An 18,438-nucleotide genomic window follows, 5' to 3' on the forward strand; every position below is an offset into this window, starting at 1 on the left:
TACCCGCGTAGCTGCGGCCCGCCGTACCCGCGTAGCTGCGGCCCGCCGTACCTGCGTAGCTGCGGGCAGTCGTGCCGCTGGGGCGGCACGGGTGGGCGCAGCGGCACCCCGCCAGCGCGGGCGAGCGACACCTGCCCCCGGCCAGCGCCGGCGCAGGGTGCCCAGTAAGGCGCAGCCCCTCGTACGGGCGCCCCCCCACTCGGCACCGGTGGACGGCACCACCGCACGCCACGTGCCGTCGGCGATGTACTTGGTCACCAGGTACAGGTACCCCAGGTGGGACGGCACCGTATGGCTACAGGCGGCCCAGGACCTGGGTCAGGAGGGAGCCCATCCTTGTCGCGCTGTCGCGGCCGGCCTGGAGGACCTCCTCGTGGTTGAGGGGCTCGCCCGTCATGCCGGCCGCCAGGTTGGTGACGAGGGAGATGCCCAGGACCTCCGCGCCCGCCTCGCGCGCGGCGATCGCCTCGAGGACCGTCGACATGCCGACCAGGTCCGCGCCGATGACGCGGGCCATGCGGATCTCCGCCGGCGTCTCGTAGTGCGGGCCGGGGAACTGGGCGTAGACGCCCTCCTCCAGCGTGGGGTCGACCTCCTTGCACAGCGCGCGCAGGCGCGGGGAGTAGAGGTCGGTGAGGTCGACGAAGTTCGCGCCGACGATGGGGGAGGTGGCCGTGAGGTTGATGTGGTCGCTGATCAGGACCGGCTGGCCGGGGCGCATGCCCTCGCGCAGGCCGCCGCAGCCGTTGGTCAGGACGATGGTCTTGGCGCCGGCTGCCACCGCCGTGCGGACGCCGTGGGCTACGGCGGCCACCCCGCGGCCCTCGTAGAAGTGCGTGCGGCCCAGGAAGACCAGGGCACGCTTCGCGCCGATGCGGTACGAGCGGATCCTGCCGCCGTGGCCCTCGACCGCGGGCGGGGGGAAGCCGGGCAGCTCGGTGACCTGGAGGTCGGCCTCGGGCTCGCCCAGTGCGTCGACCGCCGGCGCCCAGCCGGAACCCATCACGAGGGCGACGTCATGGGTCTCGGCGCCCGTGAGTTCGCGCAGGCGCGCTGCGGCGGCGTCGGCTGCGGCGTACGGGTCGCCCTGGAGGTCGTCCGGAAGAAGAGAAGCGTTCACGCGAATGAGAGTAACCCGTCTTCGCCTACGCGCGTAGATGTCAGAGAGAATGGGTTGGCGTTCGTTGTCTTGTCGGATGCGACGAAAATCGACGTCAGCAGGGGCGCTTGCGGAGCTCCATCACGTAGTCGTGCGGGGCGCCCGCCGACTCCGCCGCGTCGGCGATCTCGCCCAGGTAGCGGGCGGAGGGGAGGCCGCCCTCGTAGGAGTTCAGGACGTACGTCCAGGCCCTCTCCTCGCCGTCCAGCGTATGGACGCGCACCCGGGTGCGGCGGTAGATCTGCAGGCCCACGCCCTCCCAGCGGTCCAGGGACTCCTCGTCCATCGGGGCGATGTCGTAGAGCGCGACGAAGACCTGGGCCAGCGGGTCCTCGACGAGCGTCGCCAGCGCGCCGTCCCAGCCCATGTGCTCGCCCCCGAAGGTCAGCCGCCACCCGTTCAGCCAGCCGGTGGCGCGCAGCGGCGAGTGCGGAGCGCGGCGGGACATCAGCCGCGCGTCGAGGTTGCCGGCGTAGGCGGCATAGAGCGACATGGGGGAAGGGTACGGCAGCCGTCCCGCGGGCCACTCCGGTAACAGCGGGGCCACGGGTCGGGCCCCGGGGCGGTCGCACGGTGAAGTGTGCGGGACAATGGAGTACGTGACTCGGATCGTGATCATCGGTGGCGGACCCGGCGGATACGAAGCGGCGCTGGTCGCCGCGCAGCTCGGCGCGGAGGTGACCGTCGTCGACGCCGACGGCCTGGGCGGGGCGTCGGTGCTCACCGACTGCGTACCGTCCAAGACTCTGATCGCCACGGCCGAGGTGATGACCACCTTCGACTCCTCCTACGAGGAGCTGGGCATCATCGTCGCCGACGACACCCCGCACATCGAGCAGGCCGCCCGGGTCGTGGGCGTCGACCTGGGCAAGGTCAACCGGCGTGTGAAGCGGCTGGCGCTCGCCCAGTCGCACGACATCACCGCGTCCGTGACGCGCGCCGGCGCCCGGGTCATGCGCGGGCGGGGGCGCCTGGAGGGCATGCAGGCGCTCGACGGGTCGCGCAAGGTGGTCGTGCGCGCCGCCGACGGCAGCGAGGAGACGCTCGTCGCCGACGCGGTCCTCATCGCGACCGGCGGGCACCCGCGCGAGCTGCCCGACGCCCGCCCCGACGGCGAGCGGATCCTCAACTGGACCCAGGTCTACGACCTCAACGAGCTCCCCGAGGAGCTCATCGTGGTCGGTTCCGGTGTCACCGGCGCCGAGTTCGCCGGCGCCTACCAGGCCCTCGGCTCCAAGGTCACCCTCGTGTCCTCCCGCGACCGCGTGCTGCCGGGCGAGGACCCGGACGCCGCCGCCGTCCTCGAGGACGTCTTCCGCCGCCGCGGCATGAACGTCATGGCCCGCTCCCGCGCCCAGTCCGCCAAGCGCGTCGGCGACCGCGTCGAGGTCACCCTCGCCGACGGGCGGGTCATCACCGGCTCCCACTGCCTGATGGCCGTCGGCGCCATCCCCAACTCCGCGGGCATGGGCCTGGAGGAGGCCGGGGTGAAGCTGCGCGAGTCGGGCCACATCTGGACCGACAAGGTCTCCCGCACGACCGCCCCCGGCGTGTACGCGGCCGGCGACGTCACCGGCGTGTTCGCGCTCGCCTCCGTGGCCGCCATGCAGGGACGTATCGCCATGTACCACTTCCTCGGCGACGCGGTGGCCCCCCTCAACCTCAAGACGGTCTCCTCCAACGTCTTCACCGACCCGGAGATCGCCACCGTCGGCTACACCCAGGCCGACGTCGACGCCGGCAAGATCGACGCCCGGGTCGTCAAACTGCCGTTGCTGCGCAACCCGCGCGCCAAGATGCAGGGCATCCGCGACGGCTTCGTCAAGATCTTCTGCCGTCCCGGCACGGGCATCGTGGTGGGCGGTGTCGTGGTCGCCCCCCGCGCCTCGGAACTGATCCACCCCATCTCGATCGCGGTCGACAACAATCTGACGGTCGAGCAGATCGCGAACGCCTTCACGGTGTACCCGTCCCTGTCCGGCTCGATCGCCGAGGTGGCACGGCAGTTGCACACCCGCAAGACGGGCGCGGAGGCGTAAACCCAGACAGGTCGCCGCCCTTATACCACTTGGCTTCACACGCTGCGAACAACTTCTGCTATTCAGCGCAAACTGCTGAAAGCAGACGGTCGCTGGCATTACTGTCAGTTTCGTGTTCGCTGCAGAACGTCGCCAATTGATCCTCGAAATGGTGCGAGCGAACGGGGCCGTGTCGCTCCGTGAGCTCGCCCGCGTCGTCCAGACCTCCGAAGTGACCGTACGGCGGGACGTGCGCGCGCTGGAGGCAGAAGGACTCCTCGACCGCCGGCACGGCGGTGCGGTACTGCCGGGCGGATTCACGCGAGAGTCCGGCTTTCCGCAGAAGTCCCATCTCGCGACCGCCGAGAAGACCGCCATCGCCGACCTCGCCGCGAACTTCGTGGAGGAGGGCGAGGCGATCGTGGTCGGCGCGGGCACGACCACCCAGGAACTGGCCCGCCGCCTGGCCCGGGTGCCCGGCCTGACGGTCGTCACCAACTCCCTCCTGGTGGCCCAGGCACTGGCGCACGCCAACCGGGTGGAGGTCGTGATGACCGGCGGAACGCTGCGCGGCTCGAACTACGCGCTGGTCGGCAGCGGAGCGGAACAGTCCCTCCAGGGCCTGCGCGTCTCCCGGGCGTTCCTCTCCGGCAGCGGCCTCACGGCCGAGCGGGGCCTTTCGACCTCCAACATGCTGTCGGCTTCGGTCGACCGGGCGCTGGTGCAGGCCGCCGCGGAGGTCGTGGTCCTCGCGGACCACACCAAGCTGGGCACGGACACCATGTTCCAGACGGTGCCGACCGACTTGATCACCCGCCTGGTCACCGACGAGCCCCCGGCCCACGACGACCGGGCCGCCACGGAGTTGCAGGCGCTGGCCGACCAGGGCGTCCAGATTGCGGTGGCCCCGACCGGCACGACGACGTCGGGGGGTGAGAACCCCCCGCCCCGCCAACAACGCCGTGACGTCCCTCTACCGGGGCCGCGCCGCCAGGGCCCCGCCACACTCAGATCCGCGGTGACGGTGACGGAGCACCAGGGGAACGAACGCGCGAGGGTCGCGGACCTGCGGAGGCGTTAAACGCGCGGAGCCGCCGTGGCATTGGAGGCTGGGGTGGCTGACCACGTGCGATGGCCTGTCACGGCCGCCAGTACTGGCCGTCGGCTCGCATGATCAGTTGCTCCTCCACCAGATAGCGGCGCAGCGCGGCCACATCCGGGTCAACTTCCCGCAGAAGTTCGTTGACCTCGGCCTCCGGGTAACGCCGTAGCGGCGCGAAGCGAGGCACCAGCTCTTCCAGGAACGCTCTGCGCTTGCTGCGTTTCGACGGGATCGACGCCTGCCGCTGTGGCCGCTGACGCTGGGGGACGGCGTGCCGCCAGACATCGCTGTCGGCGGACCAGATCTTCCCCGTGCGCGTGACCAGTCCTGCCTGCTCCAGCGTGACAAGTGCCTTCGTGCACTGCGCCGGAGTCATGCCCAGACGCTCCGCGACGCCTGGCGTCGCGTCGGCTTGCAGGGCGATGGCGCTGTAGACGGCACGCCGGGTGTCGTCTGCCAGTGCCGCGACGATCCGGTCCGCGGTGTCCGCCCTGTCGCCGGTTGTCCGGGCGGGGGCCTCGCCCAGAAGGGGAGCCTCGGCGGAGCGGGTCTCGCCCAGCGCCTTCAGTTCCTCGGAGAACGGGGCACCTCTGTCTCGCTCCCATGCACCGTGCTTGCGCAACAGCAGCAGGCCGGCCTGACGCTGCTTGTGCGGTTCGCTCAAGGCCAGCACGTCGAATCCGCTCCCTGATGCGGCGGCCTGGCGACGGAGCTCTTGCAACAGCGGGGTGGGCACGATCCGGCATGCCACCCTGCCCCGGTTCCCCTCGGCGGACGTCTCGACCGTCGTGGCCAGATACGGCTCGTGCAGCACGACCGTGCCGCCCGGTGCCACACGTGGCCACAGCGCGGTGAGGAAGGCGGCGTCGTCGGCCTGGGTGCCGGCATCGAGCCACACGAGGTCCAACGGCCCCCATCGGTCGAGTTCCTGGTCCGTCAGGTCGAAGAAGTCGCGCTCGACGAACGTGAGCAAGTTGTCGAGGCCCAGAGTGCGGGCTGCGTCCCTCGCCCGATGTGCGGAGGTGCCTGGTACGGAGAGGTCGTCGACGACGAGGAGTCTCGGGGCGTAGTCCTCGACGACCGCACCAGGGCGCAGAACCGAGGCCCGTTCGTCGGCGACGACCTCCCCACGCACGATCCGCCGGTCCTCGGATGCCTCCGAGCGCGCATCGCGCAGTCCGAGGAGGAGGTGCAAGGTCGAGGAACCCGCTCCGACCTCGACCACGGTGCGCGGGCGCAGCATCATGGCCAGCGCTCGCAGCAGGGGACCGGCGTTCTCGGTTCCCATGCCGGGTCGGGTGAGGAGGCTCAGCGCCTTGTCGGCCGGATCGTGCATGGACCGTCCTCTCTCGTGGGCTCCTCCTTCACTACAGCCGCCGGGGTCTGCCCGGGGCCCCCGGGACGTTCGGCGCGGACAGCCCGGAGCATGCCGGAGGACAGGAGCCGCTCCGCCACACCGTGCAGTCGTGAGGGAAGCCGGTGGAAGGCTATTCCGTCCTCGTTCCCCGCCCGCCGCCACAGTTGGAGAGCGGCAGCACCGACTTTAAGGAAGGTGCCCGTCGCTGTGTGCGCGAGGACGTGGACGCCGGGTTCCCATTCCACGACCTCCACCCAGGCCTCCTGGACCAGGAGGTCATCACCCTCCGGCTCCTGGCGGAGCAGAGGCGAAGGGTCGCCGCGCAGCAGGCCACACCGCATCATGCCCACCAGAAGCCGATCGGTGACGTCGTCCGGCTGGGTCCACCGTCGGCGGATCGCGGCCACCGTGGCGCCCTGCGCCAGCACATCACCGACCGGCTCGGGCACTTCGACGAAGGCAGGTGGATGCGTTCCGAAGAGCACGGCCACGGGACCGCCGTCGTGCAGGAACGGCATGGGCGTGTTCTGCCGCCGCACACCGGACGACAGGGTGAGCCTGGTACCGGCAGGCAGGCGACGGCACCAGGTGGCGCGGTCGAGCAGCGGGGGGTCAGGCGGCGGCGTCAGTCTGATCACCGCCTCGTGGGGCCGCTCCGACCAGGCGAGTTCCCACGCCAGCGGCAGCGAGGCCCCCGTCTGGGCGCAGAACCGGGGAATGACCGGGTCGAGGACGATCTGACGGCCGCTCATGATGTCGCTCCTTCAGATGCCTGGCCAGCGGATACGGACGGGTCCCTGGCAGGCTGCTGGGAAGCGGTCGCCGTCCGTGCCCGGAGCCAGCCGAACGAGCCCGCGAGGAAGGCGACGCCGCCCCCGGCGAGAATCCCCCAGCGGGCCCAGCCCGCGGGCACGAGCCCGGCGAAGGCGAAGCCGACGGCAACCGAGCTCTGCAGCGTCGCTCCGTACGCGGCGCCCACCCGGCCGCGCACGTTCGGCGCGCAGTCGGCCATGACGTGGGTGCGCAGCGTCACGTTCTGCACCGCGTTGGCCATACCGCCGCACAGGAAAGCGGCCAGCATCAGCGGAATGACGGGATACAGGCCGGTCACCAGATAGCTCAGGCCGATGATCGCCGCCGCTGCCACGGCGACCACGGCGGTGGGCCGACGGCCGAGGGGGCCCCGGAGGGCGAGCGGCCCCAGCACCAGTCCCACGCTCCATGTGGCCAGCAGCGTGCCGTAGACCGCCATGCCACCGGGGATCCCGTGCGCGAAGAAGGGCAGCAGTACGTTGACCACCGAGGTCGCCGCGATGGTGATCACGATCGTGGCAAGGGTGACCCGGCGTTGCGCCCCGGCCCAGAGCAGGGTGAGGCCGAGCCTGAGACCTCCTTCGGCTCTCGCCGCGGTCCGCTGCCCGCCGTCGACCGTTGGCGTACGGTCTCCGGCGGCCAGGGCCAACCAGCGGCCGAGCACCGGAACGGCCAGCAGAGCGAAGGCGAAGGTGCCGGCGTCCACCGCCAGCGCCAGTCCAGTGCCACCGTGCGCTGTCAGCAGACCCACCAGCAGCGGGCCGATGATGTAGCCCGCGTTTCTCACCGACTCCATGAGGCTGTTGACCCGCAGTTGCGCCTCGGACGCCGGGAACAGTCCCGGCACGAGTGCCATGACACAGGTCTGGGCGACGGCTCCCAGCGCGCCGAGGAGCAGCATCGTGGCGATGAGCAGCACCGCCCCGTCCGCGAGCGCGGCGGCGCCCGCCGCGATCAGGCACTCCAGAGCCAGGGTCACGCCCAGGACCGCGTCCGGCCGGAACCGGTCCACGATCCGCCCGATCCAGCCCCCCAGGGCGATGCCGGGCACCAGGCCGGCCAGCATCTGGGCCGACACCACGGATGTCAGCCCTGTGCGATCGGCACCGCGCAGGGCCAGCGCCACCATTGCCACCTCGTCACCCACGGTACTGACCAGCAGGGCGACGACGACCAGGCCGGTCGATGCCCTGCCCGGCCGCAGAGCCGTCACAGCACCCGCTCCGTCGTGCGTGCGGTCGCGGACACGGCGGCCTCGACCTCTACGGCCCGCCAACCGACCAGCCGCAGCAGCGCCGCATGGAGCAGAGGCACGGCAGCCGTGTCCGCCCGGCTCTCCCACCCTGCGAGGTCCAGCGTGTCACCGTCAGCCAGCGCCGCCACGGCCGCCTCGACCTGAGGATGATCCGCGACCTTCAGGGTGTGCCCCTGCGCAGCCACGGCACGGCGCCCGTCGGCAAGCAGCCGCTGCCGCACCACGACGTCGTCGTGCAGCCTGACCCGGGCGTCGCGCGGCACGGGAGCGGCCGATTCGGCCGGCCGGCCCACGCCCAGCCCACCCGACGTCACAACCCGCATGTGGCGTTCCCATACGACGTCCTCGAGCTCCGGGCCCGGCAGTGACGCCAGAGCCCTGAGCGCGGCGGCCGCCGCAGGGGGGATGTCATGCGGGTTGGAGGCGCCGGGATCGGCTCCGTCGGCGCGGGTGCGTGCCAGCAGTGCGCCGACGGCGTCGACGACAAGGGCCGCCGGATCGTTCCTGGTGAAGAAGGCGATGTTGACGTTGACGGCCACGGCGTCGGGGGACTCGCCCACATGCAGCTGCCGGGAGGGGAAGTAGGTCAGCGCACCCGGCACACCGACCAGAACATCGGCCAGGCCACGGGCGGACGCATAGTCGGCGGTGTGCTGCGGGACCTGCTCCGCACACTCCGGAGGCCAGGTCAGGAGGGTCTTCCGGCCGCGCACAGTGAAACCGAAGTTCCCGGCGTGGTCGGTGTGGACGCCTACGTTGGTGGAGGTGTACCGGCCGATGAAGGTGTCCATGTCGACACGGCCGGCGACCCGGGTTCCCGTGCACCGGTACACGTCGTCGGAGAGCCGCTTGGCACGGTCCCACAGCGGTGCCGAGACCGCGTGCAGGCCGGAGACGGCAACGCTCCATTCGTGCTCCCGCATACGCTCGTCCACCCGTGCGAGGTAGTCGTCCAGGTAGTCGTCCTGGGGGAGAGGGAGGAAGGGCCGCGTGTCGATGGGCTGCGTCCGGCCGTCCACGGTCACCACAACCCTCGGCAGCCCTGAACCCGCGGCGGACCGGTTTCCCCTGTCTGCCGCCTGGGACAGGGCGTTCAGCAATTCTTCCTCCTCGACGTCCAGTTGGACGGGCGCGGCAGGAAGGGACAGTGGCCGCTGCTCCCAGTGGCGGGCGGCGAACTCCTGCCAGAAGCGCTCCGTTTCAGAGGGCGCCACCGACACCGGCTGAGGCAAGAGAGCTCCTGATGTTCGGGCCGCGAGAAGCGGCGGTTCGGCAAGGGACTCGGGCAGGGTGACGGGAGCGTGCTACACCGCTCCTGTCGGCAGGGGCGGCCTCAGGAGTTCGGGGTGGAGGGAAGCCCTCGCGAGCACCCCGTGCCTGGTCAGATCGTCCAGAAGCGGATGCAGCCGCTCCTTCGGCAGGCGGGAACGGGCGGACAGTTCGGACGTCGTTACACCGTCAGCCGACAGGAGCCAGACGAGTCGGCCGGCAGCGGAGACCATGATCTTTCTCCCCGTCTCAGGAGAGACGAGCAGGCAGCTGCCGTCAGACCGGCTGTCCACCACCTCATGAGGGTGAGCGGTGTACCAGCGAGGCACAAGCTCCTCAAAGGCATTGGCGGGTTCGACCGTCACAGCTCCGTGAGCGGCCAGCCGCGTCAAGGTGGCCGCGGCCGCTCTGGTCGACGTGGCCCGTTCCCAGAGTTCGGCCACCTCGCGGACCTGCCCGTCGGCCAGGACACCCCACTCGCGCGGCACCGACAGCAGGGCGTCGGCCGACGGCACATGCAGCAGGATCTCCTCCCCGGCGACCGGCACGCGGGCATGCACCCCGTCGGCCAGCCGCACCGAGGACCGGGCGCTGACGCCGGGACACCGAACGACAGGCACCGCGATCCGCCGTGGCGGCAGTTCCGCCTCGGCCATCGCCCACAGGAACGACCATTCCTCGGCATCCCCGATCCAGGCCCCGTCATGGAACGCGGATCCCGCGACGGCGCCCGGCCCGCTGGAGGTGAGGCGAACGGCATCGTCCTGGCTGAGACCCTCGGTAACCGCGTAGTCGAGGTCGAAGGCCAGGTCCTCACCCTCAGCCGGCGGAATCAACTCGACACCGAACTGGTCGGGGCGCTCCCCGACCGGGGAGAGCACGTCCAGGACGAACGGCCCGTTGGCGGCCGTGGAGTACGGCACGTCGTACTCCTCCGCAGAACGGCGGAGCGCGGCGGCGGCGAAATCCTGGGTTCTGAGCGCCTCCTCCTCCGTCTCCCCGGGAAACCCGGTCATGCAGAAGAGGTGGACGGGCACCCTGTTCGACAGGAGCGCGTGCAGTGAGGGCTCGATGTCCGCGACCTTGGTGCCCTTGCGCATCAGGTCCAGGACACGCTGGTTGTACGACTCGAGGCCGAGGTCGAGACGTCGGCATCCGGAGCGGCGCAGCGCCGCCGCCAACTCGTCGTCGAGCCCCTTGCTGAACCGCGTCTCGCCATACCAGAAGAACTGGTGTTTCTGTTCGATCAGTTCTCGTGACACGCCGCGCAGCGAGGTGAGCGTCAGGATCTCGTCCACGAACATGAAGGTGTCGGTGCCGTGTTTCTCGGCGAGAGTGGCCATGTCGTGCACCACCTGGTCGGGGCGCCGTATGCGGAACTTGTTACTCGCGAACGGGATCGAGCAGAAGGCGCAGTCCCAGGCGCAGCTCCGAGACGCTTGAAGCGGCAGGACAGGGCCGGGCGCGAAGTAGCGGTCGAGCGGCAGGCCGTCGAAATCCGGTGTGGGCAGATCGGACACGTCGACCATCGCTGCCGGGCTGCGCAGGAGTCCACCGCGGCCGTCGCGCTCCAGCAGGCCGGGGACGGGACGGTCGTCGGCGCCCGCGATCCGGTCGCACAGCGCCGGCAGAGCGTCTTCTCCTTCGTATGACACGAACGAGTCCACGTACGCGAAGAAGGGATGCTCCTCCTTCCAGCGGCTCACCATGCGGGTCGTGAGATTGCCGCCCATGACGACGTGAACGTCCGGTCGGTGGCGCTTCACGTGGCGGGCCACGGTGAGAGCCGCTATCAGCTGTGTGTCGGCGGACACCGAGATACCGACCACGGCGAGGTCCGCATCCTCCAGCTCGCGGACCGGACGGTGCTCCAGGGCCCATCCGTATACGTTACGGTCCGGCGACCTGGCCGCTTCCAGAACGGAAGCAGAGCGCCTGTGTGAGAAAGAGCAGAAATTTCCCCGGAGGTCGAAATTCAGCCCAGGGAATGAAGCAGAAACGCAAGCCAGGCCATTGCGGACGACCGTGGCCGCGTCTGTGAAGGTGGCTGGCCTTTGCAGAATGTCACGGGACTTGAGTGCGACTCTGGCTCGGTCGATGCGAGCCACTGTGTCACCGAAAACGGTGAGGATCTCTTCCTGAGCTCGCCGTTCTCCTGCGGCCATCTCACCCAAGCGGCGCTCGGCCTGGGGAAGCAGCGCCGCCAGGCCTTCGGCGGACAGTAGCCAGTCGGTCTGCTCGATGCTCAGGTCGAGGGACGACACCTGCCAACCGTGTCGGCGCATGACCGCGGCCAGTAGCGGAACTGCGAGGTGAGGAGCGTAGACGTTCCAGATGGGCGGGTTTATGAGAAGGATGCGAGGCTGCCGCATATGAGCCCTCGTGAGATCCGGTGTCGGGTGGGGAGCCGAGCGTGGCCGTCAGAGCGTGGACGGATGGCGGCTCAGTAGTTCTGGCCGAGCCGGAAGTCCGTCGGTCAGTTGGTGCCGGACTCCTGCAGAAGGGCGTACTTGCTGTTGAGCCGGTTCGGAGCGACAGCCTCGACGGAAAGGGCCTCGTCGGCCTCCGCGAGAGCGAGAAGGGCGTCGACGTCGAAGTCCTGCGTATTCTCGTGGTTGAGGTTCATGCAGATCTCCCTGTCCAGGATGAGTGGTGCCCTGTGAAATGGGTTCTCACGCCCGACTCCCCTGCCGTCCAGCGCGGGGGGAACGTATCTGCATGATCGAGCCAAGGGCAAGACTCCGTTGTCCCGGCAGAAACTGTTTCGGCCACGCACACAACAGCGCGCGCCGCAGGTGTCCGTGCTGGGGGACACCCGCGGCGCGCGCCGTGAGGTGGTTCAGTCCTTGATCTCGCAGATCGGCGCACCGGACGTCACCGACGCGCCCACCACCGCGCTCAGCCCCTTGATCGTGCCGGCCTTGTGCGCGTTCAGCGGCTGTTCCATCTTCATCGCCTCCAGGACGACGACCAGGTCGCCTTCCTTGACCTCCTGGCCCTCCTCCACGGCGATCTTGACGATGGTGCCCTGCATCGGGGAGGCGAGGGTGTCGCCGGAGGCGACCGGGCCGGACTTCTTCGCCGCCCGGCGCTTCGGCTTCGCACCCGCCGCCAGACCCGTACGGGCCAGGGACATGCCCAGCGACGCCGGCAGCGAGACCTCCAGGCGCTTGCCGCCGACCTCGACGACAACCGTCTCCCGGCCCGCCTCGTCCTCCGCCTCACCGGCCTCCGCAGGCGCGGCGAACGGCTTGATCTCGTTGACGAACTCCGTCTCGATCCACCGCGTGTGCACCGTGAACGGGTCCGTGGAGCCGGTCAGTTCCGGCGCGAACGCCGGGTCGGTCACCACCGCGCGGTGGAAGGGGATGGCGGTGGCCATGCCCTCGACCTGGAACTCCGCCAGCGCACGCGCCGCGCGCTGCAGCGCCTCCTTGCGGGTGCGGCCGGTGACGATCAGCTTCGCCAGCAGCGAGTCCCACGCCGGGCCGATCACCGACCCGGACTCCACGCCCGCGTCCAGGCGCACGCCCGGACCCGACGGCGGCTCGAACTTCGTCACCGTGCCCGGCGCCGGCAGGAAGTTCCGCCCCGGGTCCTCACCGTTGATACGGAACTCGAACGAGTGACCCCGCAGCACCGGGTCGTCGTACCCCAGCTCCTCACCGTCGGCGATGCGGAACATCTCCCGCACCAGGTCGATCCCCGCGACCTCCTCGGTCACCGGGTGCTCCACCTGCAGCCGCGTGTTGACCTCCAGGAAGGAGATCGTGCCGTCCACGCCGACCAGGAACTCCACGGTCCCGGCCCCGACGTACCCGGCCTCCTTCAGGATCGCCTTGGACGCCCGGTACAGCTCGGCCACCTGCTCCTCGGACAGGAATGGCGCCGGCGCCTCCTCGACCAGCTTCTGGTGCCGCCGCTGCAGCGAGCAGTCACGCGTCGAGACCACGACCACGTTGCCGTGCTGGTCGGCCAGGCACTGCGTCTCCACGTGCCGCGGCTTGTCCAGGTACCGCTCCACGAAGCACTCACCGCGCCCGAACGCGGCCACGGCCTCACGCACGGCGGAGTCGTACAGCTCCGGCACTTCCTCGAGCGTCCGGGCGACCTTCAGACCACGGCCGCCACCACCGAACGCCGCCTTGATCGCGATGGGCAGCCCGTGCTCCTCGGCGAAGGCCACGACCTCCTCCGCGCCCGACACCGGGTCCGGCGTACCGGCGACCAGCGGCGCACCGGCGCGCTGCGCGATGTGCCGCGCGGCGACCTTGTCACCCAGGTCGCGGATGGCCTGCGGCGGCGGACCGATCCAGATCAGGCCCGCGTCCAGCACCGCCTGCGCGAAGTCCGCGTTCTCGGACAGGAACCCGTAACCGGGGTGGATCGCGTCCGCGCCCGACTCGCGCGCCGCCTTCAGCACCTTCTCGATATCGAGGTAGCTGGTCCCGGGAGTGTCACCGCCCAGGGCGAACGCCTCATCCGCGGCGCGGACATGCAGAGCGTCCCGGTCCGGGTCCGCGTAGACGGCCACGCTCGCGATCCCGGCGTCCCGGCAGGCCCGGGCCACGCGGACAGCGATTTCGCCACGGTTGGCGATGAGCACCTTGCGCACGATTGAGGCTCCCTCCTTGAAACAAGCCGAGTTTAGGGACTGCCGACACGGCACTTCGACCCGTCCCCAATGGTGAGCTTGCCCACACGGAGCGTGATACGAGGCTCGCTCGACCCGCGAAATCCCTTGTCGCACCACGGGTACGCAGGACTCCCTGGGCAAACCCTAGCCGCCCTGTGTGGTCAAGGTCTCTGTGAGAGCGTGCTGCGGCCCACTTCGTTTCTTTGTGGAGTCCCTACGAATGGCCCAATGATTCTTTGCCCGCGCAGGAACCCTTGTCCCGAGGTTTACCCGTTAGTAGCGTTCACGTCGGCCCGAACATACTCGGGGTAACCACAGTCGTGCTCGGAAGTGGGTGGGGACCGGTGGTGCGCAGACCGGTGGCGTGGATCGTGGCGATCGTGCTGTTCGCCGAGGCGCTCGGCATCGCCGCCGTGAACTGGCTCCTCGGGGTCGTCGTCGACCGCCAGGACATGTCGCTGGCCGGACTCGACCCGCACATGATGTCGGTGTCCTCGAAGATCGGCGGGATCGTCTTCGGGCTCTACTTCGCGCTGTGCGGTCTGGTGGCCCTGCTGGTCGCCCTGCGCGACCGCGCGCCCGCCGGACTCGGCCGGGTGCTGATGATCAGCGCGGCGGTGGTGCACGGCCTGCTGGGCGCGGTCGCCTGGGGGCTGGTGGGCCCGGCGGCGTTCCTGTTCATGCTGCTCGTGCTCGCGCTCATCGTGCTCCTGCTGATGACGTACGACCGTCCGGGCGAGCCCACCGAGCCCGCCGACGCCACCCCTGAGGGCGGCAACGGCGGCAACGGTGGTGGCGGTGGCAACGGCGGTGGCGGCGGCTCGCCGCTCACGCCTCCCGCGGCGCCCACAGCTGGGTGATGCCGACGCCCAGTTCGGCCAGCAGCTTGCGCACCAGCGGCAGGCTGATGCCGATCACGTTGCCGTGGTCGCCGTCGATGCCGTCGATGAACGGGGCCGAACGGCCGTCCAGGGTGAACGCCCCGGCGACGTGCAGCGGCTCCCCGGAGGCGACGTACGCGGCGACCTCCTCGTCCGTGGGGTCGCCGAAACGGACGACGGTGGAGGCGGTCGCGGAGGTGTACCGGCCGCTGAGGGTGTCGTAGACGCAGTGGCCGGTCTGGAGGACCCCGGCGCGGCCCCGCATGGACTTCCAGCGCGCGGTGGCCTCCTCGGCGTCCGCTGGCTTGCCGAGGGCCTGGCCGTCCAGCTCCAGCACCGAGTCGCAGCCGATCACCAGGGCGCCCTTGACCTCGGGCTTGGCGGCGACGACGGAGGCCTTGGCCTCGGCGAGGGCGAGCGCCAGTTCGGCCGGGGTGGGGGCGGAGACGGCGTCCTCGTCGACCCCGCTGACGATCACCTCGGGGTCGAGTCCGGCCTGGCGGAGCAGTCCCAGCCGGGCGGGGGACGCGGAGGCGAGCACGAGTCGGCGGCGCGGCTGATCTGTCATGCGGTCAGCGTATCGGCGTCGCCCGGATGCCTCACCTCACGCCGATCAGGATCATCGCGAGCACCATGGCCAGTGCCATGAGAACGCCCAGCCGCCGGAGCATGTCCTGCATGTCGCGCAGTTCCTCGGGCGGCTCGTTCTCGGGGTCGGACCACAGCATGCCACCAGCGTGGGGCTTTGGCCGTACGGGGCGCCTGAGTAGGCGTACTCAAATCGGCGCCCCGTGTTCATCTGCTGTGCGCCCGCGCGGCGGAGCCGCATGTCAGCACAGCCCCGCCCCCTGAGGGGGATGCAGCTAGCTCGGCCAGTAGGTGCGCGTCCACGACGCCGGGCCCGGGTGCGGCAGGTGGGTCGCCGCGATGCGGGACGGGTCGGACCACGCGTCGCGGGGGGTGGGGGCGCCGGGCGGCTCGGTGGAGGCCGCCGCGGCGCGGGCCCTCACCACCGCCAGGGCGGCGGCGAGCTCCTCGGGGGTCGGGTTGCCCCGGACAACCTTGATCGTCACAGCGGGCTCCTTACAGGGGGATGTTGCCGTGCTTCTTCGGGGGCAGGGATTCCCGCTTGGTCCGCAGCTGGCGCAGGCCGCGGACGATGTGGCGGCGGGTGTCGGACGGCATGATCACCGCGTCGACGTAGCCGCGTTCGGCGGCGACGTAGGGATTGAGGAGGGTGTCCTCGTACTCCTGCATCAGCCGAGCGCGCACCGCTTCGACGTCCTCGCCGCTCGCCTCGGCCTCGGCGAGGGTGCGGCGGTGCAGGATGTTGACCGCGCCCTGCGCGCCCATCACGGCGATCTGGGCGGTGGGCCAGGCCAGGTTGAGGTCGGCGCCCAGGTGCTTGGAGCCCATGACGTCGTAGGCGCCGCCGAAGGCCTTGCGGGTGATGACCGTGATCAGGGGGACGGTGGCCTCGGCGTAGGCGTAGATCAGCTTGGCGCCGCGGCGGATGATGCCGTCGTGTTCCTGGTCGACGCCGGGCAGGAAGCCGGGGACGTCGACGAAGGTGAGCACGGGGATGTTGAAGGCGTCGCAGGTGCGCACGAAGCGGGCGGCCTTCTCGCTCGCCTGGATGTCGAGGCAGCCGGCGAACTGCATCGGCTGGTTGGCGACGATGCCGACCGGGGCGCCCTCGACGCGGCCGAAGCCGGTGAGGATGTTCGGCGCGAACAGCGGCTGGGTCTCGAAGAACTCGGCGTCGTCGAGGACGTGCTCGATGACGGTGTGCATGTCGTAGGGCTGGTTCGCCGAGTCCGGGACGAGGGTGTCGAGTTCGCGGTCCTCGTCGGTGAGTTCGAGGTCGGCCTCCTCGGGGAAGGCGGGGGGCTCGGAGAGGTTGTTGGACGGCAGGTAGCTCAGGAGCTGCTTGACGTACTCGATGGCGTCCTTCTCGTCGCCGGCCATGTGGTGGGCGACGCCGGAGGCGGTGTTGTGGGTGCGGGCGCCGCCGAGTTCCTCGAAGCCGACGTCCTCGCCGGTGACGGTCTTGATGACGTCGGGGCCGGTGATGAACATGTGGCTGGTCTGGTCGACCATGATCGTGAAGTCGGTGATCGCGGGAGAGTAGACCGCGCCGCCCGCGCAGGGGCCGACGACCAGGCTGATCTGGGGGATGACGCCGGAGGCGTGGGTGTTGCGGCGGAAGATCTCGCCGTACGCGCCGAGGGAGGCCACGCCCTCCTGGATGCGGGCGCCACCGGAGTCGTTGATGCCGATGACCGGGCAGCCGGTCTTCAGCGCGAAGTCCATGACCTTGACGATCTTCTGGCCGTAGACCTCGCCGAGGGCTCCGCCGAAGACGGTGAAGTCCTGGGAGAAGACGGCGACGGGGCGGCCGTCGACCGTGCCGTAGCCGGTGACGACGCCGTCGCCGTAGGGGCGGTTGGCGTCGAGACCGAAGTTGGTGGAGCGGTGCCGGGCGAACTCGTCGAGCTCGACGAAGGAGCCCTCGTCGAGCAGGAGGTCGATCCGCTCACGGGCCGTCAGCTTGCCCTTGGCGTGCTGCTTCTCGACGGCGCGTGCGGAGCCGGCGTGCGTCGCCTCATCGATACGACGCTGGAGATCCGCGAGCTTGCCCGCGGTCGTGTGAATGTCAGGCTGCTGCTCTTCCGGCTCGGACATCGGGATGCGGCTCCCTGCCTGCTCAAAAGGGGGGACGGTTACTCATCCGTAGCGTAGTGGGGTGCCTTGGGATCGGCAGTGCGGTGTTTGCCACACCTATCGTGGCTTGCATGACGCCGCGAGATGCATCAGAGAACGACCGGGACCGGGATCACAGCAGTAGCCGGTGGTCCGACCTCGACCGACCGCCGCTCAACGTCGCCGCCCTGCGCAGGGGGCTGGTGCGGGAGGGGGGTCTGTGGACAGGGGTCGATGTCGTGCAGCGCACGGGGTCGACGAACTCCGATCTGGTGGGGCGGGCGGCAGCGGGTACGGCGGGGGAAGGTGCTGTGCTGGTCGCGGAGGAGCAGACGGCTGGGCGGGGGCGGCTGGATCGGCAGTGGAGTGCGCCGGCTCGGTCAGGGTTGTTCTTCTCCGTGCTGCTGAAGCCGGGGGAGGGTGTGCCGGTGGAGCGGTGGGGGTGGCTGCCGTTGCTGACGGGGGTGGCGGTGGCGGCGGGGCTGGCGCGGGCTGCGGGCGTCGATACGGCGCTGAAGTGGCCGAACGATGTGCTGGTGACGGTGGGCGGTGAGGAGCGCAAGGCCGGCGGGATTCTGCTGGAGCGGGCGGGCGATGGTGGTGTGGTCATCGGGGTCGGGATCAACGTCACGCTGCGGGAGGAGGAACTGCCGGTGCCGACGGCGGGGTCGCTGGCCTTGGCCGGGGCGGTGAGTACGGATCGGGACACGTTGCTGCGGGGGGTGCTGCGGTCGCTGGAGGACTGGTACGGGCGGTGGCGTGCGGCGGGGGGTGACGCGGGGCTGTGCGGTCTGCAGGAGGCGTATGCGGCGGGGTGCGCGACGCTGGGGCGGACGGTGCGGGCGGAGTTGCCGGGGGATCGGGCGGTTGTGGGCGAGGCGGTGGCGGTGGACGGCGACGGGCGCTTGGTGCTGGCCACGGCGGACGGGGTGAAGGAGCCGGTGGGGGCGGGCGACATCGTGCACTTGCGGGCGGCGGCGGGCTGAGACGGATGCCTGCGGCGCGCTGTGCGGCTTCGGTGGGGGTGCGCGTAGCGCCTGCGGCGCCAGTGGGGGTCCGGTGGGGGTGGATGCTTGCGGCGCGGCTGCGGGTCCGGTGGGTGGATGCCTGCGGCGCCGCTGTCCCTCCGGTGGGGGCTTGTGTAGCGCCTGCGGTGGGTGGGTGAGTCGGGGCCGGGGCGGTGGTGTCCGTCCTCGGTCTGGCGCGAAATCGGTCGACACAGAAAGCGGGTCGGCGCGGACGCGC

General features: G+C 70.5%; 17 protein-coding genes. 4 read left to right on the forward strand and 13 right to left on the reverse strand.

Annotation, left to right across the window (positions count from 1 at the left end; genetic code table 11):
* Window positions 1-295: 295 nt before the first annotated feature.
* Window positions 296-1,120: a purine-nucleoside phosphorylase gene (locus N4P33_RS19545; RefSeq protein WP_260827927.1), complete on the reverse strand. Its 825-nt coding sequence runs from the start codon at window positions 1,118-1,120 to the stop codon at window positions 296-298.
* 94 nt (window positions 1,121-1,214) lie between these two features.
* Window positions 1,215-1,652 carry a gamma-glutamylcyclotransferase gene (locus tag N4P33_RS19550; protein WP_260827928.1) on the reverse strand — a complete coding sequence of 146 codons (438 nt, stop codon included), beginning with the start codon at window positions 1,650-1,652 and terminating at the stop codon, window positions 1,215-1,217.
* A gap of 97 nt (window positions 1,653-1,749) precedes the next feature.
* Between N4P33_RS19550 and N4P33_RS19555 the strand changes: the two genes are divergently transcribed.
* Window positions 1,750-3,198, forward strand: a complete 1,449-nt coding sequence (locus N4P33_RS19555) for an NAD(P)H-quinone dehydrogenase (RefSeq protein WP_260827929.1) — start codon at window positions 1,750-1,752, stop codon at window positions 3,196-3,198.
* 112 nt (window positions 3,199-3,310) lie between these two features.
* The gene (locus tag N4P33_RS19560) at window positions 3,311-4,258 is read left to right on the forward strand and encodes a DeoR/GlpR family DNA-binding transcription regulator (RefSeq protein WP_260827930.1); all 948 of its coding nucleotides are present in this window, start codon (window positions 3,311-3,313) and stop codon (window positions 4,256-4,258) included.
* A 58-nt stretch (window positions 4,259-4,316) separates the two neighbouring features.
* Here the strand turns inward: N4P33_RS19560 and N4P33_RS19565 are convergent, their stop codons facing one another.
* The 7 genes from N4P33_RS19565 to N4P33_RS19595 form a co-directional block, all read right to left on the reverse strand.
* A complete protein-coding gene (locus N4P33_RS19565; RefSeq protein ID WP_260827931.1) occupies window positions 4,317-5,615 on the reverse strand; it encodes a DUF2087 domain-containing protein in 1,299 nt (432 codons plus the stop codon).
* A complete protein-coding gene (locus N4P33_RS19570; protein ID WP_260827932.1) occupies window positions 5,588-6,388 on the reverse strand; it encodes a hypothetical protein in 801 nt (266 codons plus the stop codon). The genes N4P33_RS19565 and N4P33_RS19570 overlap by 28 nt, the downstream gene beginning before the upstream one ends.
* Window positions 6,385-7,662, reverse strand: a complete 1,278-nt coding sequence (locus tag N4P33_RS19575; RefSeq protein ID WP_260827933.1) for an MFS transporter — start codon at window positions 7,660-7,662, stop codon at window positions 6,385-6,387. Before N4P33_RS19575 ends, N4P33_RS19570 begins: the two co-directional genes overlap by 4 nt.
* Window positions 7,659-8,936: a hypothetical protein gene (locus tag N4P33_RS19580; RefSeq protein ID WP_260827934.1), complete on the reverse strand. Its 1,278-nt coding sequence runs from the start codon at window positions 8,934-8,936 to the stop codon at window positions 7,659-7,661. Before N4P33_RS19580 ends, N4P33_RS19575 begins: the two co-directional genes overlap by 4 nt.
* Before the next feature lie 72 nt (window positions 8,937-9,008).
* A complete protein-coding gene (locus tag N4P33_RS19585) occupies window positions 9,009-11,237 on the reverse strand; it encodes a B12-binding domain-containing radical SAM protein (protein ID WP_260827935.1) in 2,229 nt (742 codons plus the stop codon).
* Between the two features lie 212 nt (window positions 11,238-11,449).
* Window positions 11,450-11,599, reverse strand: coding sequence for a hypothetical protein (locus tag N4P33_RS19590; protein WP_260827936.1), 150 nt, complete (start codon window positions 11,597-11,599; stop codon window positions 11,450-11,452).
* Between the two features lie 213 nt (window positions 11,600-11,812).
* A complete protein-coding gene (locus N4P33_RS19595) occupies window positions 11,813-13,588 on the reverse strand; it encodes a biotin carboxylase N-terminal domain-containing protein (RefSeq protein ID WP_260827937.1) in 1,776 nt (591 codons plus the stop codon).
* A gap of 365 nt (window positions 13,589-13,953) precedes the next feature.
* Here N4P33_RS19595 and N4P33_RS19600 point away from each other — a divergent pair, with 365 nt between their 5' ends.
* Window positions 13,954-14,469: a hypothetical protein gene (locus tag N4P33_RS19600; protein WP_260827938.1), complete on the forward strand. Its 516-nt coding sequence runs from the start codon at window positions 13,954-13,956 to the stop codon at window positions 14,467-14,469.
* On the opposite strand, the gene N4P33_RS19605 is transcribed toward N4P33_RS19600, so the two are convergent.
* The 4 genes from N4P33_RS19605 to N4P33_RS19620 form a co-directional block, all read right to left on the reverse strand.
* The gene (locus N4P33_RS19605) at window positions 14,438-15,058 is read right to left on the reverse strand and encodes a nucleoside triphosphate pyrophosphatase (protein ID WP_260827939.1); all 621 of its coding nucleotides are present in this window, start codon (window positions 15,056-15,058) and stop codon (window positions 14,438-14,440) included. The two genes, N4P33_RS19600 and N4P33_RS19605, sit on opposite strands and share 32 nt — an antisense overlap.
* A 31-nt stretch (window positions 15,059-15,089) precedes the next feature.
* Window positions 15,090-15,218 carry a morphogenic membrane protein MmpB gene (gene mmpB / locus N4P33_RS19610; RefSeq protein ID WP_260827940.1) on the reverse strand — a complete coding sequence of 43 codons (129 nt, stop codon included), beginning with the start codon at window positions 15,216-15,218 and terminating at the stop codon, window positions 15,090-15,092.
* 135 nt (window positions 15,219-15,353) lie between these two features.
* A complete protein-coding gene (locus tag N4P33_RS19615; protein ID WP_260827941.1) occupies window positions 15,354-15,563 on the reverse strand; it encodes an acyl-CoA carboxylase subunit epsilon in 210 nt (69 codons plus the stop codon).
* A 10-nt stretch (window positions 15,564-15,573) separates the two neighbouring features.
* A complete protein-coding gene (locus tag N4P33_RS19620; protein ID WP_260827942.1) occupies window positions 15,574-17,175 on the reverse strand; it encodes an acyl-CoA carboxylase subunit beta in 1,602 nt (533 codons plus the stop codon).
* Between the two features lie 110 nt (window positions 17,176-17,285).
* Between N4P33_RS19620 and N4P33_RS19625 the strand changes: the two genes are divergently transcribed.
* The gene (locus N4P33_RS19625) at window positions 17,286-18,179 is read left to right on the forward strand and encodes a biotin--[acetyl-CoA-carboxylase] ligase (RefSeq protein ID WP_260827943.1); all 894 of its coding nucleotides are present in this window, start codon (window positions 17,286-17,288) and stop codon (window positions 18,177-18,179) included.
* Window positions 18,180-18,438 lie beyond the last annotated feature (259 nt).

Origin of the sequence: Streptomyces sp. 15-116A (assembly GCF_025290915.1) — a bacterium.
Lineage (GTDB): Bacteria > Actinomycetota > Actinomycetes > Streptomycetales > Streptomycetaceae > Streptomyces.

Bases quoted from the DNA above. Each gene is read 5' to 3' on its own strand.
- N4P33_RS19620 (WP_260827942.1), bottom strand. From the start codon at position 17,175: ATGTCCGAGCCGGAAGAGCAGCAGCCTGACATTCACACGACCGCGGGC.
- N4P33_RS19605 (WP_260827939.1), bottom strand. From the start codon at position 15,058: ATGACAGATCAGCCGCGCCGCCGACTCGTGCTCGCCTCCGCGTCCCCC.
- N4P33_RS19555 (WP_260827929.1), top strand. From the start codon at position 1,750: ATGGAGTACGTGACTCGGATCGTGATCATCGGTGGCGGACCCGGCGGA.
- N4P33_RS19570 (WP_260827932.1), bottom strand. From the start codon at position 6,388: ATGAGCGGCCGTCAGATCGTCCTCGACCCGGTCATTCCCCGGTTCTGC.
- N4P33_RS19550 (WP_260827928.1), bottom strand. From the start codon at position 1,652: ATGTCGCTCTATGCCGCCTACGCCGGCAACCTCGACGCGCGGCTGATG.
- N4P33_RS19590 (WP_260827936.1), bottom strand. From the start codon at position 11,599: ATGAACCTCAACCACGAGAATACGCAGGACTTCGACGTCGACGCCCTT.
- N4P33_RS19565 (WP_260827931.1), bottom strand. From the start codon at position 5,615: ATGCACGATCCGGCCGACAAGGCGCTGAGCCTCCTCACCCGACCCGGC.
- mmpB (WP_260827940.1), bottom strand. From the start codon at position 15,218: ATGCTGTGGTCCGACCCCGAGAACGAGCCGCCCGAGGAACTGCGCGAC.
- N4P33_RS19625 (WP_260827943.1), top strand. From the start codon at position 17,286: ATGACGCCGCGAGATGCATCAGAGAACGACCGGGACCGGGATCACAGC.